General features: G+C 42.4%; 19 protein-coding genes. 18 read left to right on the plus strand and 1 reads right to left on the minus strand.

The genetic code is table 11. From position 1 onward, the window contains the following. Positions 1 to 65 precede the first annotated feature (65 nt). A complete protein-coding gene (locus tag DWY37_RS09545) occupies positions 66 to 464 on the minus strand; it encodes a putative ABC transporter permease (RefSeq protein ID WP_117698485.1) in 399 nt (132 codons plus the stop codon). A gap of 474 nt (positions 465 to 938) precedes the next feature. Between DWY37_RS09545 and DWY37_RS09550 the strand changes: the two genes are divergently transcribed. The 18 genes from DWY37_RS09550 (at position 939) to DWY37_RS09635 (ending at position 20,853) form a co-directional block, all read left to right on the plus strand. Next, a complete protein-coding gene (locus DWY37_RS09550) occupies positions 939 to 2,393 on the plus strand; it encodes a UDP-N-acetylmuramoyl-L-alanyl-D-glutamate--2,6-diaminopimelate ligase (RefSeq protein WP_118544484.1) in 1,455 nt (484 codons plus the stop codon). A gap of 9 nt (positions 2,394 to 2,402) precedes the next feature. Continuing rightward, positions 2,403 to 4,628 carry a replication restart helicase PriA gene (gene priA / locus DWY37_RS09555; RefSeq protein WP_118542043.1) on the plus strand — a complete coding sequence of 742 codons (2,226 nt, stop codon included), beginning with the start codon at positions 2,403 to 2,405 and terminating at the stop codon, positions 4,626 to 4,628. A 27-nt stretch (positions 4,629 to 4,655) separates the two neighbouring features. Next, the gene (def, locus tag DWY37_RS09560; protein WP_117698487.1) at positions 4,656 to 5,126 is read left to right on the plus strand and encodes a peptide deformylase; all 471 of its coding nucleotides are present in this window, start codon (positions 4,656 to 4,658) and stop codon (positions 5,124 to 5,126) included. Positions 5,127 to 5,128: 2 nt separating this feature from the next. Next, entirely contained in the window at positions 5,129 to 6,070 is a 942-nt protein-coding gene (fmt, locus tag DWY37_RS09565; RefSeq protein ID WP_117698488.1) for a methionyl-tRNA formyltransferase, read from the plus strand. 15 nt (positions 6,071 to 6,085) lie between these two features. After that, the gene (locus DWY37_RS09570; RefSeq protein ID WP_118172710.1) at positions 6,086 to 6,790 is read left to right on the plus strand and encodes a zinc metallopeptidase; all 705 of its coding nucleotides are present in this window, start codon (positions 6,086 to 6,088) and stop codon (positions 6,788 to 6,790) included. Next, complete coding sequence (gene rsmB, locus DWY37_RS09575) at positions 6,783 to 8,093, plus strand: 16S rRNA (cytosine(967)-C(5))-methyltransferase RsmB (RefSeq protein WP_118544483.1); 1,311 nt, start codon at positions 6,783 to 6,785, stop codon at positions 8,091 to 8,093. Before DWY37_RS09570 ends, rsmB begins: the two co-directional genes overlap by 8 nt. Next, positions 8,090 to 9,127 carry a 23S rRNA (adenine(2503)-C(2))-methyltransferase RlmN gene (gene rlmN, locus DWY37_RS09580; protein ID WP_117698489.1) on the plus strand — a complete coding sequence of 346 codons (1,038 nt, stop codon included), beginning with the start codon at positions 8,090 to 8,092 and terminating at the stop codon, positions 9,125 to 9,127. Before rsmB ends, rlmN begins: the two co-directional genes overlap by 4 nt. Positions 9,128 to 9,137: 10 nt before the next feature. Further along, complete coding sequence (locus DWY37_RS09585) at positions 9,138 to 9,881, plus strand: Stp1/IreP family PP2C-type Ser/Thr phosphatase (protein ID WP_117698490.1); 744 nt, start codon at positions 9,138 to 9,140, stop codon at positions 9,879 to 9,881. Further along, the gene (gene pknB / locus DWY37_RS09590; RefSeq protein ID WP_117698491.1) at positions 9,875 to 11,938 is read left to right on the plus strand and encodes a Stk1 family PASTA domain-containing Ser/Thr kinase; all 2,064 of its coding nucleotides are present in this window, start codon (positions 9,875 to 9,877) and stop codon (positions 11,936 to 11,938) included. Before DWY37_RS09585 ends, pknB begins: the two co-directional genes overlap by 7 nt. An 8-nt stretch (positions 11,939 to 11,946) precedes the next feature. Next, positions 11,947 to 12,825, plus strand: a complete 879-nt coding sequence (gene rsgA, locus DWY37_RS09595; protein ID WP_117698492.1) for a ribosome small subunit-dependent GTPase A — start codon at positions 11,947 to 11,949, stop codon at positions 12,823 to 12,825. A gap of 100 nt (positions 12,826 to 12,925) precedes the next feature. Next, positions 12,926 to 13,585 (plus strand): ribulose-phosphate 3-epimerase, encoded by a 660-nt coding sequence (gene rpe, locus DWY37_RS09600; protein WP_117698493.1) that lies wholly within the window; start codon positions 12,926 to 12,928, stop codon positions 13,583 to 13,585. A gap of 1 nt (position 13,586) precedes the next feature. Next, complete coding sequence (locus DWY37_RS09605; protein ID WP_117698504.1) at positions 13,587 to 14,234, plus strand: thiamine diphosphokinase; 648 nt, start codon at positions 13,587 to 13,589, stop codon at positions 14,232 to 14,234. 200 nt (positions 14,235 to 14,434) lie between these two features. Then, entirely contained in the window at positions 14,435 to 15,454 is a 1,020-nt protein-coding gene (locus DWY37_RS09610) for an ABC transporter substrate-binding protein (protein ID WP_117698494.1), read from the plus strand. A gap of 48 nt (positions 15,455 to 15,502) precedes the next feature. Beyond that, positions 15,503 to 16,972, plus strand: a complete 1,470-nt coding sequence (cobA, locus tag DWY37_RS09615) for a uroporphyrinogen-III C-methyltransferase (RefSeq protein ID WP_117698495.1) — start codon at positions 15,503 to 15,505, stop codon at positions 16,970 to 16,972. A gap of 130 nt (positions 16,973 to 17,102) precedes the next feature. After that, entirely contained in the window at positions 17,103 to 18,035 is a 933-nt protein-coding gene (cysK, locus tag DWY37_RS09620; RefSeq protein ID WP_117698496.1) for a cysteine synthase A, read from the plus strand. Between the two features lie 113 nt (positions 18,036 to 18,148). Continuing rightward, complete coding sequence (locus DWY37_RS09625) at positions 18,149 to 19,114, plus strand: sulfate ABC transporter substrate-binding protein (protein ID WP_242986180.1); 966 nt, start codon at positions 18,149 to 18,151, stop codon at positions 19,112 to 19,114. 14 nt (positions 19,115 to 19,128) lie between these two features. Continuing rightward, on the plus strand, positions 19,129 to 19,977 hold the full coding sequence (cysT, locus tag DWY37_RS09630) for a sulfate ABC transporter permease subunit CysT (protein ID WP_117698497.1): 849 nt from the start codon (positions 19,129 to 19,131) through the stop codon (positions 19,975 to 19,977). A gap of 12 nt (positions 19,978 to 19,989) precedes the next feature. After that, positions 19,990 to 20,853, plus strand: coding sequence for a sulfate ABC transporter permease (locus DWY37_RS09635; RefSeq protein WP_117698498.1), 864 nt, complete (start codon positions 19,990 to 19,992; stop codon positions 20,851 to 20,853).

Raw genomic sequence — 20,853 nt, forward strand, 5'->3', positions numbered from 1 at the left:
TTCAGGCATCGCACGGACTTAAATAAGAAGTTCCGTGCGATGCTGTTTTATGCAGGAAAGGGGATTTAAGATTTTCTCAGGGGAACAGTGGTAACACGTTCAAATAGGAGACCTGCCATCATCCAGAGAGGCGCATAGTCTAAGCGGATGACACCGTTGATATTGGTTTTGGCATTGCTGTAATCCCATGGACAGATGCCCTTTTTCTTTAAGAAGGTTCCGGTCAGATACTCACAGACAAAGATACCGGCAGAGTAAATGGAACCCCGGAAGATGGCAGGCAGCTTTCGAATGCGTTTATAAACCGGCGGAATAACCGCCGCCATACCATAAATCGGGAACATCCAGATAGAAGTATGTCCCGTCAGTTTAAAATTGTTATTGCGGATAGAATCAAGGGAGGTGAAGATAATTTCCATGCACCAGCCCGTGAGTCCGCATATCATAAAATTATTCTTCATCATAAGAAAAGTATCTCCTTTGAATTTAGAAAAATACTATGAAATTATGAAACAGGGATGGAATGCGGCTGGTAATTTTTGTGTGTAAAATAACTGGGTGTTCACGAAAGGACGAATGTATGATAAGACCTGTTAGAAGCACTTGGAATTCTGTATAAAAACAGGCAACGCTGACACATGGATGTGGCAGCGAAGCGCATATGAACATGGATGTGAATTTGCGCTGGTTGCCGGAACAAATCATAACAATAGCAGAATTCTTAGTGCTTCTTGCAGGTCATTATGTTACATTCGGATTTCGTGAACATCCGGTTATTTCGGTTACACAATAAATACATTTACAGCATCACCCTGTTTCGTAATTTCATAAAATATCTGTAAGAAATTATGAAATCTTTCATAAATAAAAAGTGGAAAACTTGTAAAAACCCACCCGGTAGCATATAATGATAAAAGTGTATTTTTAAGGATACGTCTATGGCATATCTTAAGGATTTACTAAAGCAGGTTACATATATTTGTACACGGGGAACGATGGATTGTAAGGTGACACATATCTGCCATGATTCCAGACAGGTGGTCAGAGGAAGCATGTTTATCTGCCTTGCGGGAAGCAGGGAAGACGGGCATGATTATCTTGCTCAGGCAATTCGTAAAGGAGCAGCAGTGTGTGTAGTATCAAAGCATGTCTGGGTGGAAGGTGATGTGACAGTCATCCGGGTACGCAATACCAGTGAAGCCATGGCATGGATAGCCAGAAATTATTATGGTGCACCGGCAGAAGCCATGCAGATGATAGGAATTACCGGAACAAAAGGAAAGACTACGACTGCCTGTATGCTGTATCAGATGTTAAAGGAAGCCGGGGTAAAATGCGGACTGATTGGAACTCTTGGCGTACGAAGAAGCGATGGATTAAAAAAGCCAGGCAGCAATACGACACCGGATGCCCTGGTATTACAGAAGGAACTGCGGGAAATGGCGGATGCCGGATGCAGTTGTTGTGTGATGGAAGTATCCTCCCAGGGACTGAAGCATTACCGGGTGGAAGGAATCACCTTTGCCATTGGAATTTATACTAATCTGTCCATGGACCATATCGGACCGGGGGAGCATCGGAGTTTTCGGGAGTATGCCTGCTGTAAAAAACGGCTTTTTGAGCATAGCCGGATGATTTGTATCAATGCAGATGATAAATATCATGGTTTTATGACAGCGAATCTTGAGGCTCCGGTTTATACTTATGGAATTGAACAACCCTGCGATGTAAAAGCGGAGCATATCGTATATGAAAGAAGCAGTCGTGGATTAAATGTCACATATCAGACAACCGGGTGGATAAAGAATGAAATCGTATTAAAAATGCCTGGAACTGCCAATGTATATAATTCCCTTGCTGCCATGGAAGCAGCACATCTCCTTGGAATTTCCCCGGAGACGATAAGGAAAACCTTAAGAAATGTTTCAGTAAAAGGAAGAATTGAAGAAGTAAGAATTTCAGATAAATTTGATGTAGTCATTGATTATGCCCATAATGCGGCAAGTCTGGAATCCCTGATAAAGACATTGCGGCAGTATCAGCCCAAGCGTCTGGTATTATTGTTTGGCTGCGGTGGAAACCGTTCTCCGCTGCGGAGGTTTCAGATGGGGGAGACAGCAGGAAGACTTTCGGATGTCACGATATTGACATCGGATAATCCAAGATATGAAAAGCCGGAGGCAATCCTTTCTGACATCGAACAGGGAATGAAGAGAACGAAAGGAAAGTATAAAATTATCCCGGATAGAAGAGAAGCCATTTCTTATGCTGTTTCTCAGGCACAGGAGGGCGATTTGATTGTAGTGGCAGGAAAAGGTCATGAAGAGTATCAGGAGATAGAAGGACATTTTTATCCGATGAACGAACGGGAAATGATAGAGAACAGTAGATGAGGTGAATCTATGGCAAAATATGCCAATATCATAATTGATATTTCTCATGAAAAATTAGATAAAACCTTTCAGTATCGGATTCCACCGGAAATGAAGAATGAGATAACGGAAGGAATGCAGGTCATTGTTCCCTTTGGAAACCGGACGATAAAGGGCTATGTGTTAGAACTGACAGATAAAGCAGAATTTGACACGGCAAAATTAAAGGACATTAAAGCCGTTGATAACAATGCCATGCAGATTGAATCACAGTTCATTGCCCTGGCAGCGTGGATGCGTAAAAATTATGGTGGAACCATGAACCAGGCATTAAAGACAGTGATTCCAATTAAAGAGAAAGCCAAAGAAAAAAAGAGCCGTTTGGTACGCCTTATGCTTCCTTTTAATGAGGCAGCAAGCCTTTTGGAAGAACTGAAAAGAAAGCACAGAACTGCCCGGGCAAGACTGTTAGAAGCACTGTTAGAAGAAACTGTCTTAAGTTATGATGTAATAACCAAAAAGCTTCATATTACGGCAGATGTCATCAAAGCAATGGTGCAGCAGGGAGTTATAACGGTAGAAGAAGTGCGGACTTACCGTAATCCTGTCCGTACACAGGAGATGGGAGCCTATACCCTGACCTTAAATGCAATGCAGCAAAAAGTGGTGGATGCAGTGATAGAAAATGCCAGAACAGAAAAGAAGCCGTGCCTCATTCACGGAGTGACCGGAAGCGGTAAGACAGAAGTCTATATGGAGCTGATTGCAGAAGCTGCCGGCAGGGGAAAGCAGTCCATCGTATTAATTCCGGAGATTGCACTGACCTATCAGACGGTGATGCGGTTTTACCATAGGTTTGGCGACCGGGTTTCCATTATGAATTCGAAACTGTCACCGGGAGAGCGTTCCGACCAGTTTGAGCGGGCAAAAAAAGGTGAAATTGATGTTATGATTGGCCCTCGTTCTGCTTTGTTCACACCTTTTTCAAATCTTGGGTATATTATAATAGATGAAGAGCATGAGGGCACTTATAAAAGTGAGACGATACCAAGGTATCATGCAAGGGAAACCGCAATAGAGCGGGCGAGAATGTCCGGTGCCACCGTGATTTTAGGCTCGGCGACCCCTTCCATAGAAAGCTTTTATCATGCGAAAAAGGGTGACTATTTACTCCTTTCCATGGATAAGCGGGTGAAGGAAAAGCCACTGCCGGAATGTGAAATTGTGGACTTAAGAGAAGAATTAAAGGCAAGAAACTTTTCGATTTTAAGCAGAAGCCTTCATGAAAAAATAGAGCAGCGGTTATTGCGGAAAGAACAGGTTATGCTATTTATTAACCGCAGGGGAATGGCAGGCTTTGTATCCTGCCGTGCCTGTGGTCATGTAATGAAATGTCCCCACTGTGATGTGTCATTGCATGCACATAATAATGGAAAACTGATATGTCACTATTGTGGTTATGAGCAAAATCATGTTAAGATATGTCCGAGCTGTGGTTCAAAATATATCAGTGGTTTTAAAGCCGGAACCCAGAAAATTGAGGAACTGGTAAAAAAAGAATTTCCTGAGGCAAGGATTCTTCGGATGGATTTTGATACCACAAGAAGCAAAGACAGCTATGAGAAAATCCTCTCTGCATTTGCCAATCAGAAAGCAGATATCCTGATTGGAACCCAGATGATTGTAAAAGGACATGATTTTCCAAATGTAACATTAGTAGGAGTGCTGGCGGCAGACTTATCTCTTTATGTATCCGATTATCATGCCGCTGAGAGAACCTTTCAGCTTTTGACCCAGGCAGCCGGAAGGGCAGGACGAGGTGAGAAACCGGGAGAGGTCATTATCCAGACTTATAATCCGGAGCACTACAGCGTCATCTGTGCAAAGAATCAGGATTATAACCAGTTCTATGAAGAGGAAATTTTCTACCGGCAGGCAATGCGTTATCCGCCGGTATGGCATATGCTGGTTGTGCTTTGTGCATCAAAAGAAGAAGCAGAAGCCTATGCATGTGCAAAAGAGCTTGCAGATACCATGGAAAAAGTGCAGGCTGATAAAAAGCTTCAGATGATTGGACCAGCAGATGCAGCAGTAGCCAAGGTAAATGACATTTATAAAAAAGTACTTTATTTCAAACACCCGGATTATGGTGTATTGATTCAGATAAAAGATAAAGTAGAACAGCTTATGGAAGAAAAACAGGGAGTAAGAAACGTATCGGTGCAATTTGATTTTGACCCGGTAAATGGCTTTTAGAGAAAGAAATTTAAGGAGGAAGTAAAAATGGCATTAAGACAGATCCGGACAGTAGGAGATCCGGTATTGACAAAGACCTGTAAAGAAATTAAAGAGATAACACCAAAGATTTTGGAACTGGCAGATGATATGTTAGAAACCATGTATGAAGCCAATGGTGTGGGACTTGCTGCACCGCAGGTTGGAATCTTAAAGAGAATGGTAGTTATTGATATCGGAGATGGTCCGATTCTTATGATTAATCCTGAGATTATCGAGACTTCCGGAACCCAGACAGGGGATGAAGGCTGCTTAAGTCTTCCGGGCAAGGCAGGAACAGTTACAAGACCAAATTATGTAAAAGCCCGTGCATTTAATGAAGATGGTGATGAATATGAGATTGAGGGAACAGAGCTTTTAGCAAGAGCAATCTGTCATGAATTAGACCATCTGGATGGACATATGTATATGGAAAAAGTAGAGGGCGAGCTTCATGATGTAGTCTATGAGGAGGGCTAGAAATGAAAGTAATATTTATGGGAACACCGGATTTTGCGGTGGGTACATTAGAGGCAATTGTGGCAGCAGGACATGAAGTAGTGCTTGCAGTAACACAGCCGGATAAACCAAAGGGAAGAGGAAAGAGCATGCAGTATCCTCCGGTAAAGGAAGCTGCAATCGCCCATGGAATTGAAGTGTATCAGCCGGAGCGGGTACGCCGCCTGGAATGCATAGAATATCTGGCAAAATATCAGCCGGACATCATTGTGGTAGCAGCCTTTGGACAGATACTTCCAAAAGAAATTTTAGAGATGCCAAAATATGGCTGCATCAATGTCCATGCATCCCTGCTTCCAAAATACCGTGGAGCTGCACCAATCCAGTGGGCAGTAATCAATGGAGAGAAGGCTTCCGGCGTAACTATTATGCGTATGGATGAAGGTCTGGATACCGGAGATATGATAGCATCTGTGGCTGTGGAACTGGATGCACAGGAGACCGGTGGCAGCCTTTTTGATAAATTGCAGGATGCCGGGGCACAATTGTGTGTAGAAACCATGAAATCCATTGAAGATGGTACAGCAGTGTATACACCACAGGATAATGAGATTGCAACGCATACCAAAATGATTCAGAAGTCATTGGGAAAGATTAACTGGTCTTTATCTGCAGTGCAGATTGAGAGGCTGATTCGTGGACTGAATCCATGGCCGAGTGCCTATACTTACCTTTCCGGTAAGACATTGAAAATCTGGAAGGCAACGGTACATCCGGGCAATACGGATGCTGCACCGGGAACAGTGGTAAAGGCAGATAAACAGAGCCTTGTCATACAGACAGGCGTTGACCGTCTTTCGCTGGAAGAAGTGCAGTTAGAAGGAAAAAAACGTATGCCGGTTGCCGATTTCTTACGTGGATTTACAATCGGAAACGGAACGGTGCTTGGAACAAAACAGCAATAAAAAGGAGGAATTCATATGCCATATTATTATTGGTGGGACCCGACTTATTTCTTGGTAATTATTGGTGCAGTAATCTGTCTTCTGGCATCTGCCCATGTAAACAATACGTTTAAAAAATATTCAAAATACCGCAGTATGTCCGGAATGACAGGGGCACAGGCGGCACAGAGAATCTTAAATGCAGCAGGCATTTATGATGTGGAAATCCGCCATATTTCCGGAAACCTTACCGACCATTATGACCCGAGAAATAAGACTTTAAGTCTTTCAGACAGTGTCTATGGTTCGACATCTGTTGCGGCGGTTGGTGTAGCAGCCCATGAGTGTGGACATGCTATCCAGCATCAGAAGAATTATGCACCGCTTACCATTCGTGGTGCCATTGTTCCGGTAGCCAATATCGGTTCTACACTGGCATGGCCGCTGATCCTGATTGGATTATTTATCAGCAGCCGCAGTGGTCAGGCATTGATTACAGCAGGAATCATCTGCTTTTCACTGGCAGTATTATTTCAGATTGTAACACTTCCGGTAGAATTTAATGCATCGAGAAGAGCAGTAAGAATCCTTGGAGAGACAGGAATCTTAGGAGAACAGGAACTGGGCTATACGAGAAAAGTTTTAGGAGCTGCAGCGTTAACCTATGTAGCGGGAGCAGCTTCAGCGATTCTTCAGTTACTGCGTCTGATTTTATTATTTGGAGGACGACGGGATGACTGATTCGGTGAACAGCCGGGAACTGGTGCTTGCAATTTTGCTGGCGGTAACAAAGGATGGCATATACAGCCATGTGGCGATTTCTGATGTACTGACCAAATATCAGTATCTTGAGAAACAGGAGCGCAGCTTTATTACCAGAGTCAGCGAGGGTACTCTGGAGCGCATGCTGGAGCTTGATTATATTATCAATCAGTTTTCCAGTGTGAAGGTGAATAAAATGAAGCCGGTAATCCGTTGTATTATCCGGAGTGCCGTCTACGAAATGAAATATATGGACAGTGTTCCGGTATCGGCTTCCTGCAACGAAGCAGTAAAGCTTGCAAAGAAAAAAGGCTTTGGAAAGCTTTCAGGATTTGTCAATGGAGTGCTTCGGAATATCGGAAGAAATCTTGATAAGATTATATACCCGGATAAGGAAAAAGCTTATAAACAGTATTTATCCGTAACCTGTTCCATCCCGGAATGGATGATTACACTCTGGGAGAAAAATTATTCCTTAGAACGGATTGAAAAGATAGCAGAAGCATTTTTGAAAGAAGAACCACTGACCATAAGGTGTAATATTACAAAGATTACACCAGAAAGCTTGGTGGAGCGCTTGAAAAATCGTGGCATGGAAGTGAACATAGATGAAAAACTTCCTTATGCATTGCATGTAAGAGGTGTGGATTATCTTGGCAGCATTCCGGAATTTGCGGAAGGACTTTTTTATGTGCAGGATTTAAGCTCCATGAAGGTGGCTGAGGCGGCAGAGGTAAAAGCAAATGATACTGTCATTGATGTGTGCGGAGCACCCGGTGGAAAGAGTATACATATTGCACAGCTGCTTTCCGGCAGTGGCAGGGTTATCACCAGGGATGTCAATGAGTATAAAGTCTCTTTGATAGAAGAGAATATCAAACGTCATCAGGTGACCAATATGACAGCCGAACAGTGGGATGCCCGTGTATCAGATAAAGGCAGTATCGGCAAAGCAGATATAGTCATTGCCGATTTACCATGTTCCGGACTGGGCGTGCTCCGGAAAAAACCGGATATCAAATACCGGATGAAGCCGGAAGATATAAAATCACTGATAGCATTACAGCGTGAGATTTTATCCACGGTACATCAGTATGTGAAGCCGGGCGGCAGAATGATTTACAGTACCTGCACCATTGATGTGGGAGAGAATGAAGAAAATGTTGCATGGTTTATGGCAAATCATAAAGAATTTGAATTAGAAAGCATGGAACAGATTCTGCCGGATGAATTAGGCAGTGATGGATTTTTCATTGCCAGATTAAGGAAAAATAATGTATGATAGAAAAAGTTGATGTAAAATCCTTAAATTTAAAAGAATTAGAAGAATTTCTTTTGTCTCTGGGAGAGAAGAAATTCCGGGCAAAGCAGATATATGAATGGATGCACATCCATCATGTCACCTCCTTTGATGAAATGACAAATCTTTCGAAGAATTTAAGGGAGACATTAAAAGAGAAAGCAGACCTTATAGTATTAGAAGAAGAACTGGTACAGATTTCGAAGATTGACGGAACGAGAAAGTACTTATTTGCATTGGCAGATGGGAATATGATAGAAAGTGTGCTGATGAAATATAAGCATGGCAATTCCGTATGTGTTTCTTCCCAGGTGGGCTGCCGTATGGGCTGCCGGTTCTGTGCATCCACACTGGACGGACTGGTGCGTAATCTGACACCATCGGAAATCTTAGAGCAGATATACCGGATTCAGGAGAGCATCGGAGAACGTATTTCCAATGTGGTAGTCATGGGAAGCGGAGAACCTATGGATAATTATGATAATATTGTAAAATTCATTGAACTGCTGACAGACGAGCATGGACTTCATATCAGCCAGAGAAATCTTACGGTATCTACCTGTGGACTGGTGCCACAGATGAAGCAGCTCGCTGATTTGAAACTTCAGATTACACTGGCACTTTCCCTGCATGCATCCTCACAGGAAAAGAGGAAAGAGCTGATGCCGGTTGCCAACAGTTATGAGCTTTCCGAGGTCTTAGATGCCTGCAGATATTATTTTGACAAGACAGGACGAAGACTCACTTTTGAGTACAGTCTGGTGGGCGGCGTCAATGATACGGATGAGGATGCAGAGCGGCTGGTTAAGCTGGTTTCCGGCATGAACTGCCACATTAATCTGATTCCGGTAAATCCCATTAAAGAGCGGGATTATGTGCAGTCAGACCATGAGGAAATCCTCAAATTTAAAAATAAACTTGAAAAAAACGGAATTAATGTTACTATTAGAAGGGAAATGGGCAGAGATATTGATGGTGCCTGTGGACAGTTAAGAAAGAAATTTTTAGAAAGGTAGGTGGACTATCATGAAGACTTTTTCAATTACAGATATCGGACAAAAGCGCAGCTCCAATCAGGACTATGTCTTTTCCTCTGAGCAGCCGATTGGTAATCTGCCAAATCTTTTCATTGTTGCAGATGGAATGGGAGGACATAAAGCAGGAGATTATGCTTCCAGATATACGGTAGAGACATTGGAGAAGCTGATTCGTGAGTCGACATTGTCAGAGCCGGCTGCAATTATTGCGTCTGCAGTAAAGCAGGCAAATACCATGCTGTTAGAGGAAGCGAATAACCATGAGGAAATGAAGGGAATGGGAACTACTCTGGTAATTTGTACTATTCATGACAACGTGCTTACGGTTGCCAATGTGGGAGATAGCAGACTATATGTAGTAAATCAGGAAATCAGGCAGATTACGAAAGACCATTCGCTGGTAGAAGAAATGGTGCGGATGGGTGAGATGGACAAAGAAACAGCCCGGAATCACCGTGATAAAAACATTATTACAAGGGCAATCGGAGCAGTCCCGGAAGTGGATGTGGATTTCTTTGAGATTAATCTGGATCCGGAAGATGAAATACTTATGTGTACCGATGGATTAACCAACATGGTAGAGGATGCAGATATCAGAAATATTATGCTCAGTCAGCGTGATATTGCAGAACAAGCAGAAAGACTGGTAAAGACTGCCAATGAAAATGGCGGTAAAGACAACATTACAGTAATTGTAATAAAACCATTTTCGGATGAGGTGAAGATATGTTAACAGAGGGAATGTTTATCGCAGAACGTTATGAAATTATTGGAAAAATAGGCGCAGGCGGAATGTCTGATGTTTATAAGGCAAAGGATCATGTCTTAGGACGTTTTGTGGCAATTAAAGTTTTAAAGCAGGAATTCAGTGAAGATGTTAATTTTGTGACAAAGTTCCGTACAGAGGCACAGTCAGCAGCAGGCTTAGAGCATCCAAACATCGTAAATATCTATGATGTCGGAAGTGAAAACGGCATGCATTATATTGTCATGGAGTATGTGGATGGAATCACATTAAAGACATATATTGAGAAGAAAGGCAAACTGACTTACAAAGAAGCAGTCAGCATTGCCATTCAGGTAGGCAGAGGTATTGAGGCTGCACACAATAAGAATATTGTGCACCGTGATATCAAGCCACAGAATATTATTATTTCCACAGAAGGAAAAGTAAAGGTAACCGATTTTGGAATTGCCCGTGCAGCAACTTCCAACACCATTAATTCTGATGTTATGGGTTCCGTACATTATTCTTCTCCGGAGCAGGCAAGAAACGGTTTCGTAGATGGCAAGAGTGATATTTATTCTCTTGGAATTGTCATGTATGAAATGGTAACCGGAAGAGTTCCTTTTGATGGAGATACTACCGTTGCAGTAGCAATCCAGCATTTACAGGAAGAAATGGTTCCACCAACCGCGTATACACCGGACCTTCCAATCAGCTTGGAGAAGATTATTTTAAAATGTACACAGAAGAACCCGGACCGCCGTTATGAGAATATGGGCGAACTGTTGATTGATTTAAAGAAATGTCTGATTAGTCCGAATGAAGATTTTGTTACCATGGTTCCACTTGGCAGCAATGATAAGACAAGAGTCATCGGACAGGATGAATTAGAGCAGATCCGGGAAGGCTCCGGAAAAGTTTCCTATGATGAAGAGGAAGAAGCAGGAGAGGAAGAAGAACCGGATGAGGATGAATTAACAGAGGATGAGGAGAAGGAGAATGGAATTCTCAATCCGAAGATGGAAAAAGCAGTTACTATTATGGGAATTGTCGCTGCAGTTATCATCGTAGGAATCGTCATTTGCCTGGTTGGTAATATCCTTGGAATTTTCCGATTTGGCGGCAACAAGAAAAATGATACCGAGACAGAGATTGCAACAGAAACCGAAACAGACACCGAAGATAAAATCGAAATGATTGATTTGCGTGGTCTTACTTTTGAAGAAGCACAGAATGAAATCAAAGATAAGAAGCTTGATATCAAGTTAGAAGAAGGCGAGGAGATTTCCTCTGATGATTATGAGGAAGGACAGATTGCCGAGCAGAGTGTGAAGAAGGGTGAATCTGTAAAGGCTGGCGATACCGTTACTGTCCGTATCAGCAGCGGAGCAGGAGATGTTCCGATTCCTGACGTAGCCGGTTATAAGTCTTCGGAAGCACAGAAAAAATTAGAGGATATGGGCTTTAAGGTAAGCACGGATTATGATTACAGCGATACCGTACAGCAGGATTATGTTATCAAGACTACACCGGATATCGGAACCAATGCGAAGAAGGGTGATACCATTACCCTGATTTTGAGCCGTGGTATTGAAAGCGTACAGGTACCGGATGTCAGAGGACACTCAGAAACTGATGCGAAAAATGAATTAACCGGTGCAGGCTTAAATGTTACAACCAAGACCGATTACAGTGATGATGTGGCAGAAGGCCTTGTTATCAGTCAGGATCCGGTAAATGGCAAATTTGTTGACCGTGGAACAACCGTTACCCTGACCATCAGTTTAGGCAAGAAGACCACATACTATTCTTATAAGAGTGATACATTAGCAGTACCGCAGGATGGCAAGAATTATACCGGCGGAACCGTTACACTGAAAGGTTCTGATGGAAGTACCCTCTGGACAACAACCTTCGAGGGAACAACACCTGGTTCTGTGAATGTAGATAATATTAAAAATATGAGCAGCGGTACCCTTGAGGTTGACTGGACATATACCAACGAAGATGGTACAACAGGAACCAATGTGGTATCGACCTCTGTAAACTTTACTGAAAAATAAGGATGCACATGCAGGGAAAAATAGTCAAAGGAATTTCCGGATTCTACTACGTTCATGTAGTGGAATCCGGAATTTATGAATGTAAGGCAAAAGGAATATTCCGCCAGCAGAAGATGAAACCGCTGGTGGGAGATGATGTAGAGATTGATATTATTTCAGAAGAAAAGAAGACCGGAAATGTCGCAGCAATTCTTCCTAGAAAAAATGCACTGATTCGTCCGGCAGTTGCCAATGTAGACCAGGCTCTTTTGATTTTTGCGGCGGCAAGTCCCAATCCGAATTTTAATCTTTTAGACCGCTTTCTGGTGATGATGGGACGGCAGGATGTTCCGGTAATCCTTTGTTTTAATAAGTGTGATTTGATTACTGAAGAACAGCAGCAGGAGATTGCATCTATTTATGAAGCAAGCGGCTGCAAGATACTCTTTGTCAGTGCAAAAAAGGAACTGGGACTGAAAGAACTTCAGAAAATATTAGAAGGAAAGACTACAACGGTAGCAGGACCTTCCGGAGTGGGAAAATCTTCACTTATTAATCTTTTAGCACCGGAAGCCTGTATGGAAACCGGTGAAATCAGTAAGAAGATAGAGCGCGGCCGGCATACCACAAGACATGCAGAACTGATTCAGCTTAAGGGCGATGGTTATATCATGGATACACCGGGATTTAGTTCTCTTTATCTTCCGGAAATGGAGAAGGAAGAATTGCAGGATTGTTATCCGGAGTTTGCAGCCTTTGAACCGTATTGCAGATTTCAGGGCTGTTCCCATATCAGTGAGCCGGACTGCGGAGTCAAAGAAGCTTTATCAGAAGGAAAGATTCATCCGGTGCGTTATGAGAATTACTGCCAGCTTTATGGAGAATTAAAGGACAGAAAGAAGTATTAAATAATTAGAGTATCGAAAGAGATAGAAAATAGGATATCGAAAATAAAGTACAGCCAAATAAGATACGAAAGAAATATCAGATACAGAAAGGAATCAGACGATGAATTGTTTATCCCCATCTATTTTATCAGCAGATTTTAGTAAATTAGGAGAAGAGATTAAGACGGTAGATGAAGCCGGGGCGCAGTACATTCATATCGATGTAATGGATGGAAGCTTTGTGCCAAGCATTTCTTTTGGAATGCCGGTAATCCGCTCCATTCGAAAATGCACCGATAAAATATTTGATGTTCATCTGATGATTGATGAGCCAATCCGTTATATTGATGAGCTGGTAGACTGTGGAGCCGATTTGATTACGGTGCATGCAGAAAGCTGTAAGCATTTAGACCGGACCATTGAAGCTATTAAGGAACGTGGCATCATTGCAGGAGTAGCATTAAATCCTGCTACACCATTAACTGCCATTGAACATATTTTAGAAAAAGTGGATATGGTATTAATCATGACAGTAAATCCGGGCTTTGGCGGACAGAAGCTGATTCCTTATACTATCGATAAAGTGCGTCAGTTAAAGAAAATGGTGCAGGAGCGTCAGTTAAAGATTGATATTGAAGTAGATGGCGGCGTAAACCTTTCCAATGTTGAAACATTGATGGATGCAGGAGCAAATATTATTGTTGCCGGAAGCGCAGTTTTTGGCGGAGATGCGGAAGAGAACACCAGATGTTTCTTAAATCTCATTAATGGTGGTAAATAAGATGAAAACATTGATTATCAATGGCGGAACCATAGAGGATGCATTTGCATTAAGTTATATAGAGCGGGTAAAACCGGATTGTATCTTAGCAGCAGACCGTGGCATGGAATTCTGTTACCGCAATCAGATAAAACCGGATGTCATATTAGGAGATTATGATTCGGCAGACAAAACCATATTGGAAGCATTTCGACGGCAAAGCGGCATTGAGTGGCACCAGTATCAGCCGGAGAAGGATTATACCGATTCTGAAATTGCCATCGGAAAAGCTATGGAGCGAAACAGCAGCGAAATCCATATATTAGGTGGCACCGGTACAAGGCTTGACCATGTGTTAGGCAATATACAGCTTCTGATGCAGCCGCTGGCAAAAGATATTCCGTGTTTTCTCATAGATTCCCATAACCGGATTCGTCTGTTGAAAGAGCGCGCGGTTCTTCAAAAGAGTCAGCAGTTCGGAAAGTATGTATCCTTACTTCCTCTTACAACAGAAGTAACCGGAGTAACATTGACCGGAATGAAATATCCTCTGCAGGATGCAGCATTTACCAGCGATAATACACTGGGTGTCAGCAATGAAATTGTAGCGGACGAAGCTGTGATAGATTTAGAAAACGGAATATTGATTATGATTGAATCGAGAGACTGATTTTTGAGAGACTGAATTCTGTAAGACAGAAGAGGTCTCTTTTTTGTTATTAAGCTTCTTCAGGCTTTATGCTTGTATTGGAGCGGATAGACTGTGCCATTATTCTTTTAACGGAAAGACCGTTTCTATCTTGACAAATTAAAAAAATATAGTACAATACAATTCATAGTAAATAAATAGGAAAAGGATGAAAAGAAAAAATGAACAGAAGCGTAAGAACAAAATTAACAACACTCGGTCTTGGTGTAATATTAATGTTTACAGCACTGACAGGATGTGGAAATAAGGATGCAAAAGATACTTTAAGCACAGAACAGCAGTCTGCGACTGAGGTAATAGAGAGCACAGAAAATGTGACAGAGGGAGCCAGTGAAGAGAATCCGATTACTTTTACGGATGCACTGGGAAGAGATGTAACCGTAACTTCCCATGACCGTGTGGCAGCCATGATTGGAAGCTTTGCAGATGTCTGGTTATTATCCGGTGGTGAACTGGTGGCAACAGCCAATGACTCCTGGGAGTCATTAGACCTTGACTTAGGAGATGATGTGGTAAATCTTGGAAGTATTCAGGAGCCAAATACAGAAGCATTGCTTGCCGCACAGCCGGATCTTGTAATTGCAAGCACCAATACTACTTCTAATGTGGAGATGGAAAATATGCTGACAGAAGCAGGCGTTACAGTAGCATATTTTGATGTATCTGATTTTGACGCATATCTTCAGATGTTAGACATTTGCACAGATATTACCGGAAGAAAAGATTTATATGAGAAAAACGGACTTGAGGTTCAGAAACAGATTGAAGAAATCAAGGCAAGGGTAGATGATTCCCATCCAAGCGTATTATTTTTACGTGCAGCAGCAAGTGGTGTAAAAGCCAAAGGAAGTGAAGGCAGCGTAGGTGGTGAGCTGTTAAAGGATTTGGGATGTGTGAATATTGCAGACAGCGACAGCGGATTATTGGATAATCTGAGCCTTGAAGCAATCGTAACCGCAGATCCGGATTATATTTTCGTGACTACACAGGGAACCGATACAGATGCGGCACTGGAAAATGTGCAGGAAACATTAATTAACAGTCCGGTATGGAGCAGTCTTACTGCAGTGAAAGAGAATCACTATTATGTACTGGATAAACGGCTTTACAACCTGAAACCAAATGCCCGCTGGGGAGAAGCGTATAAAGAACTGGCAGACATTTTATATCAGGAAAACTAAGACGCAGAAACTTAAGTGACAGAGTATAGGCAATAAAGGAGAAGCGGGATGGGATATTTTCCATTTTTTGTGGAACTAAAAGGAAAAAGAGGACTGATTGTCGGTGGCGGTATTGTAGCAGAACGCAAGGTAAGAAAGCTGCTGCCTTATGAACCAGAGCTTCTGGTTGTTGCACCAAAGATTGATGATGGAATCTGGAAACTTTCCGAAGAAATAAAAGAGAAAAGAAAAAAGAACGCAGATACGTCGGAACTTATTTTATCCGAGCGGGATTTTGAAACTACAAATCTGGAAAAAATGGATTTTGTTATTGTGGCAACCTCGGATGAAACATTGAATGCAAGGATTGCAAAGCTTTGTGAAGAGAGGAATATTCTGGTAAATGTTGTAGATGATAAGGAAAAATGTGGATTCCTGTTCCCGTCACTGATTCGGGAAGGAAAGCTCAGTATCGGCATTTCTACCGAAGGAGCAAGTCCAAGAGTAGCAACCACGTTCCGTGCCCGGTTAAGCGCAGACATCCCGGAGCGGATGGAAGAAATCTTGGATTATCTTGAAAAGATTCGTCCTTTTGCAAAAATGGCAATCGAAGATGACAAAAAGAGAGCTGCTTTTCTGATGGAATTGGCAGATGTGTGTATGGGAAAAGGACGTCCCCTGACAGAAACTGAATGCGAAATTTTACTGGAAAATTATCGAAACAAGACATCAAAAGATGTACTTTCGGATAAAGGAGCACCTTCGGATAGGGAGACGCAATCTGGAAAAGATGTATATTCAGATAGAAAAATATCACCAGGAAAGGTAGTTCTGGTGGGAGCCGGTTGTCTGTCCTATGAATACATAACACTGCGCGGCATGCAGGAAATCAGAAAAGCACAGGTGCTGATTTATGATGCGTTAATTGATACAAGGCTTCTTGATTTTACCATTGAAAACTGTGAAAAAATCTGTGTAGGAAAACGCAGTGGCAGACACAGCATGAAGCAGGAAGAGATTAATATGCTGCTGATAGAGAAGGCAAGAGAAGGTGTGCATGTTGTAAGGTTAAAAGGCGGTGACCCATTTGTCTTTGGCAGAGGAAATGAAGAAGTAGACGCACTGACGGAGGAAGGCATTGAAACAGAAGTAATTCCCGGCATTTCCTCCTGCATTGCAGTGCCGGAGCTTGCCGGAATTCCGGTGACGGAGCGGAAGGTCAGCCGGAGCTTTCATGTAATGACCGGGCATTTTGCCGGAGATGAGGAATCATTAAAAGATGAGATTCACAAAATGGCTGCCATGGATGGAACCTGTGTCTTTCTGATGGGATACACAAGACTTGCGGAGATTGTAAGAGAATTACAAAACGGCGGTGCAGAGGCAGAGACACCGGTAGCAGTAATTCATGGAACTTCTGATGGAAGCAGCCGGGCAGCCTATGGAACACTTCTTACCATCGAAAAAGAAGTGCAGGAGAAACAGATTCCAATGCCGGCAGTGATTGTGGTAGGAGATACCGTCCGTTTACCGGAGTAAGAAAAAGAAAAAAAATTCAGGACTTTTCGGAAAAACGAGGTCCTGAAAAAAATTTCTTACTTTTCCTATTGACCATATATGAATTATAGGGTATTATGGTAAATAGTTACAGGGAAGGAGAAAAAAGGAAATGGCGAAAATAGCACAATCTCTGACAGAATTAGTTGGTAATACACCAATACTGGAACTGAAAAATTACGAAGAAGCAAAGCATCTTCCGGCACACCTTTTAGCAAAGCTTGAGTATTTTAATCCATTGGGCAGCGTAAAAGACCGTGTGGCAGAAGCAATGATAGAACAGGGAATAAAAGATGGGCTGATTAATGACAAGACCGTTATTATAGAGCCGACCAGTGGCAATACCGGAATCGGGCTGGCATTTGTATGTGCGGCAAAGAAGCTGCATCTGATTTTAACCATGCCGGATACCATGAGTGTTGAGCGAAGAAAGATTGTAACAGCACTGGGAGCAGAAGTGGTACTGACCCAGGGACGGCTTGGCATGCGGGGCGCAATTGAGAAGGCAGCCCAGTTAAAAGAAGAATATGGAAATGCATTTATTCCGCAACAGTTTGAAAATCCGGTCAATCCAAAAATCCATGAGCTTACTACCGCAGAGGAAATCTGGCGGGATACGGATGGCAGGATAGACATCTTTGTAGCTTCTGTAGGAACCGGTGGAACACTGACCGGAACAGCAAGAGGCTTAAAGGCAAAGAAAGCAGACATTAAGATTGTGGCAGTAGAACCTGCAACTTCCGCCGTTCTTTCCGGAAAAGAACCGGGACCACATAAGATACAGGGAATTGGCGCAGGATTTATTCCAAAGGTTATGGATTTGTCACTGGTTGATGAGATTATTCCGGTAGATAATGATGTGGCATTTGATACCACAAGAGAAGTGGCAAAGACGGATGGACTCCTGATTGGAATCTCGTCCGGTGCAGTCTTACATGCAGCAGAAGAACTGGCAGGCAGACCGGAGAATAAAGATAAAAATATTGTTATCTTAATGCCGGACAGCGGAGAGCGGTATTTATCCACCTCTTTATTCGAATTATAAAATCAATGAAAAGAGATAGAAAGGAAATGTTGGGTGACATGCAAAAGAGCAGAAAACAGCAGGGAAAGAAAATTACATATCGTTACCACATCACTGCACTTTTACTTGCAGTCATGATGTTGCTGCTCAGTGGATGTGGCAGACAAAAGAGTGATGTCATTACCATAACCAATGTTTCCTATGATCCGACCAGAGAGTTTTATGAAGCATATAATAAAATGTTCATACAGCATTATGAAGCAGAAACCGGAAAAAAAGTGGAAGTCATCCAGTCTCATGGAGGCTCCGGCATGCAGGCACGTTCCGTAGTGGAAGGTTGTAATGCGGATGTGGTGACACTGGCACTGGCACATGACATTTCGTTGATAGAGGATACCGGATTGATTAATGAGGGCTGGGTGGATCAATTCCCGGATGAATCCGCACCATATACTTCAACCATTGTCTTTCTGGTACGAAAGGGAAATGAGAGAAATATCAAAGACTGGGATGATTTGATTCAACCGGGTGTTGAAGTAATCACGCCGGATCCGAAGAGCAGCGGCGGTGCATGCTGGAACTTTCTGGCAGCATTAAGCTATGCAAGGGAAAAGGATTATAGTGAGGCAGAACAAAAGGAATTCTTAAAAGAACTTTATGCCAACGTTTCCGTGATGGATTCCGGAGCAAGAGGTTCCACAACCACCTTTGTGGAAAATGGAAAAGGCGATGTACTGATTGCATGGGAAAATGAAGCCATGACAGTACTTAAGAATTATCCGGGAGAATATGAACTGATTTCTCCGACGGTCAGTATCTTAGCACAGCCCAGTGTGGCAGTGGTAGATGATAATGTAGATTTCAATGGAACAAGAGATGTGGCAGAAGCATATTTATCTTATTTATATGAAGATGATGCACAGCGGCTCGCCGCAGAGAATGGTTACCGTCCATCCAATCAGGAAATTTTAAAGGAATATGAAGATACCTTTGATCTGACGATGACACTTTGGAGTATTGATGATTTTGGTGGCTGGGATCAGGCATACAAAGATTATTTTGATGATGATGCCTGGTTCGATGAGATATATAACTACTAGAAGAAGAGGCAAGTATGAAAAGACGATTCCGTAAAAATAAAAAAATCAGAGTCATACCGGGATTTCATTTAACGCTTGGAATTACAGTTACAATGCTTTCACTGATTGTACTGATTCCACTGGCATCCGTAATGGTATATTCCTTAAAGTTATCTCTGTCAGAATTTTTCGGACTTCTGACCAAGTCAAATGTATTATATGCATTTGCCACCAGCATCGGATGTTCTTTCTTAGCAGCATGTATCAATGTGGTGTTTGGTGTGATATTAGCCTGGACGCTGACCAGGTATGATTTTCCGGGAAAACGGATTTTAGATGGATTTATTGAACTTCCATTTGCACTGCCTACTGCAGTTGCAGGTATTACTTTATCAAAGATGTATTCTGACACCGGAGTCATCGGAAAGCCGTTAGCAGTCCTTGGAATAAAAGCAGCATATACCCATGTGGGACTGGTCATTGCACTGGTATTTGTGGGAATTCCATTTGTCGTGCGTTCCGTTCAGCCAATATTGGAAAAATTGGATGGACAGTATGAAGAAGCAGCTTATATCCTTGGAGCGACACCGTCGAAAACATTTTTCAAGGTAATCTTATCTGAGATGAAACCGGCAATTTTAACTGGATTTGGTCTGGCATTTGCCAGAGGAGTAGGAGAGTATGGAAGCATTATCTACATATCCGGCAATAGTGCCAAGGAGCATACACAGGTAATTTCCTATGTTATTATGCAGAAATTAAATTATATCGATTATGCCTCTGCAACAGCAATTGCACTGGTTATGTTAATCATATCATTCCTTATTTTATTTGCAGTGAATATCATTCAGATGAAGCAGGCGCAACGCACGAATCAGTTATAGAAGGAGAAAAGTATGAATGAGCTTGAAAAACTGGAAAAAAGAAAAAAACGTACGCGTCATATTCTGATTACAGTCAGTGTACTGTTCCTGTTCCTGATGCTGGTTCTTCCGCTGCTCTGCATCATTGCAAGTTCCTTAAAAGAAGGATTTGCCTTTTACATGCAGTCCATCCGGACAGATTATGTAAAGAGTGCTTTAAAGGTAACTCTGATTGCAACAGTGGCAGCGGTGGTGATTAACACATTCTTTGGATTATGTGTTTCCTGGCTTTTAACCAAGTTTTCCTTCCGAGGAAAACAGGTGCTGGCAACCTTAATCGATATTCCGTTTTCCATTTCACCGGTTATCGTGGGACTGGCATTTTTGATGACATTTGGAAGACTGGGCTGGACATATCCATTTATCCGGGCAATCAACCAGTTCTTTGGAACAAATATCAGAATCGCTTTTGCAATTCCGGGCGTTATTTTAGCAACGGTATTTGTAACATTCCCTTATGTATCAAGGGAAGTGATTCCGGTTTTAAATGCCCAGGGCAAGGACGAAGAGGAAGCAGCAGCCCTGATGGGAGCCGGCGGACTGAAAATCTTTTTTAAGATTACCTTCCCGCAGATGAAATGGGCATTGCTCTATGGAGTCATTCTTTGTACCTCGAGAGCGTTGGGAGAGTTCGGTGCGGTCAATGCTCTGTCAAAGACAAGAGGAGAGACCTTTACACTTCCACTGGAAATCGATGCATTATATATGTCGGGTACAGAGCAGTCCGTTACTGCAGCATTTGCAGTATCCTCGCTTTTGGTTATTCTGGCAGTTATCATATTATTCCTTCGAAATATTCTGGAATATCGGGCAAAAACAAGAAGGGAGAGCCACTGA

The sequence above is a fragment of the Roseburia sp. AF25-13LB genome (assembly GCF_003478915.1).
Taxonomy (GTDB): Bacteria; Bacillota; Clostridia; order Lachnospirales; family Lachnospiraceae; genus Roseburia_C; species Roseburia_C amylophila.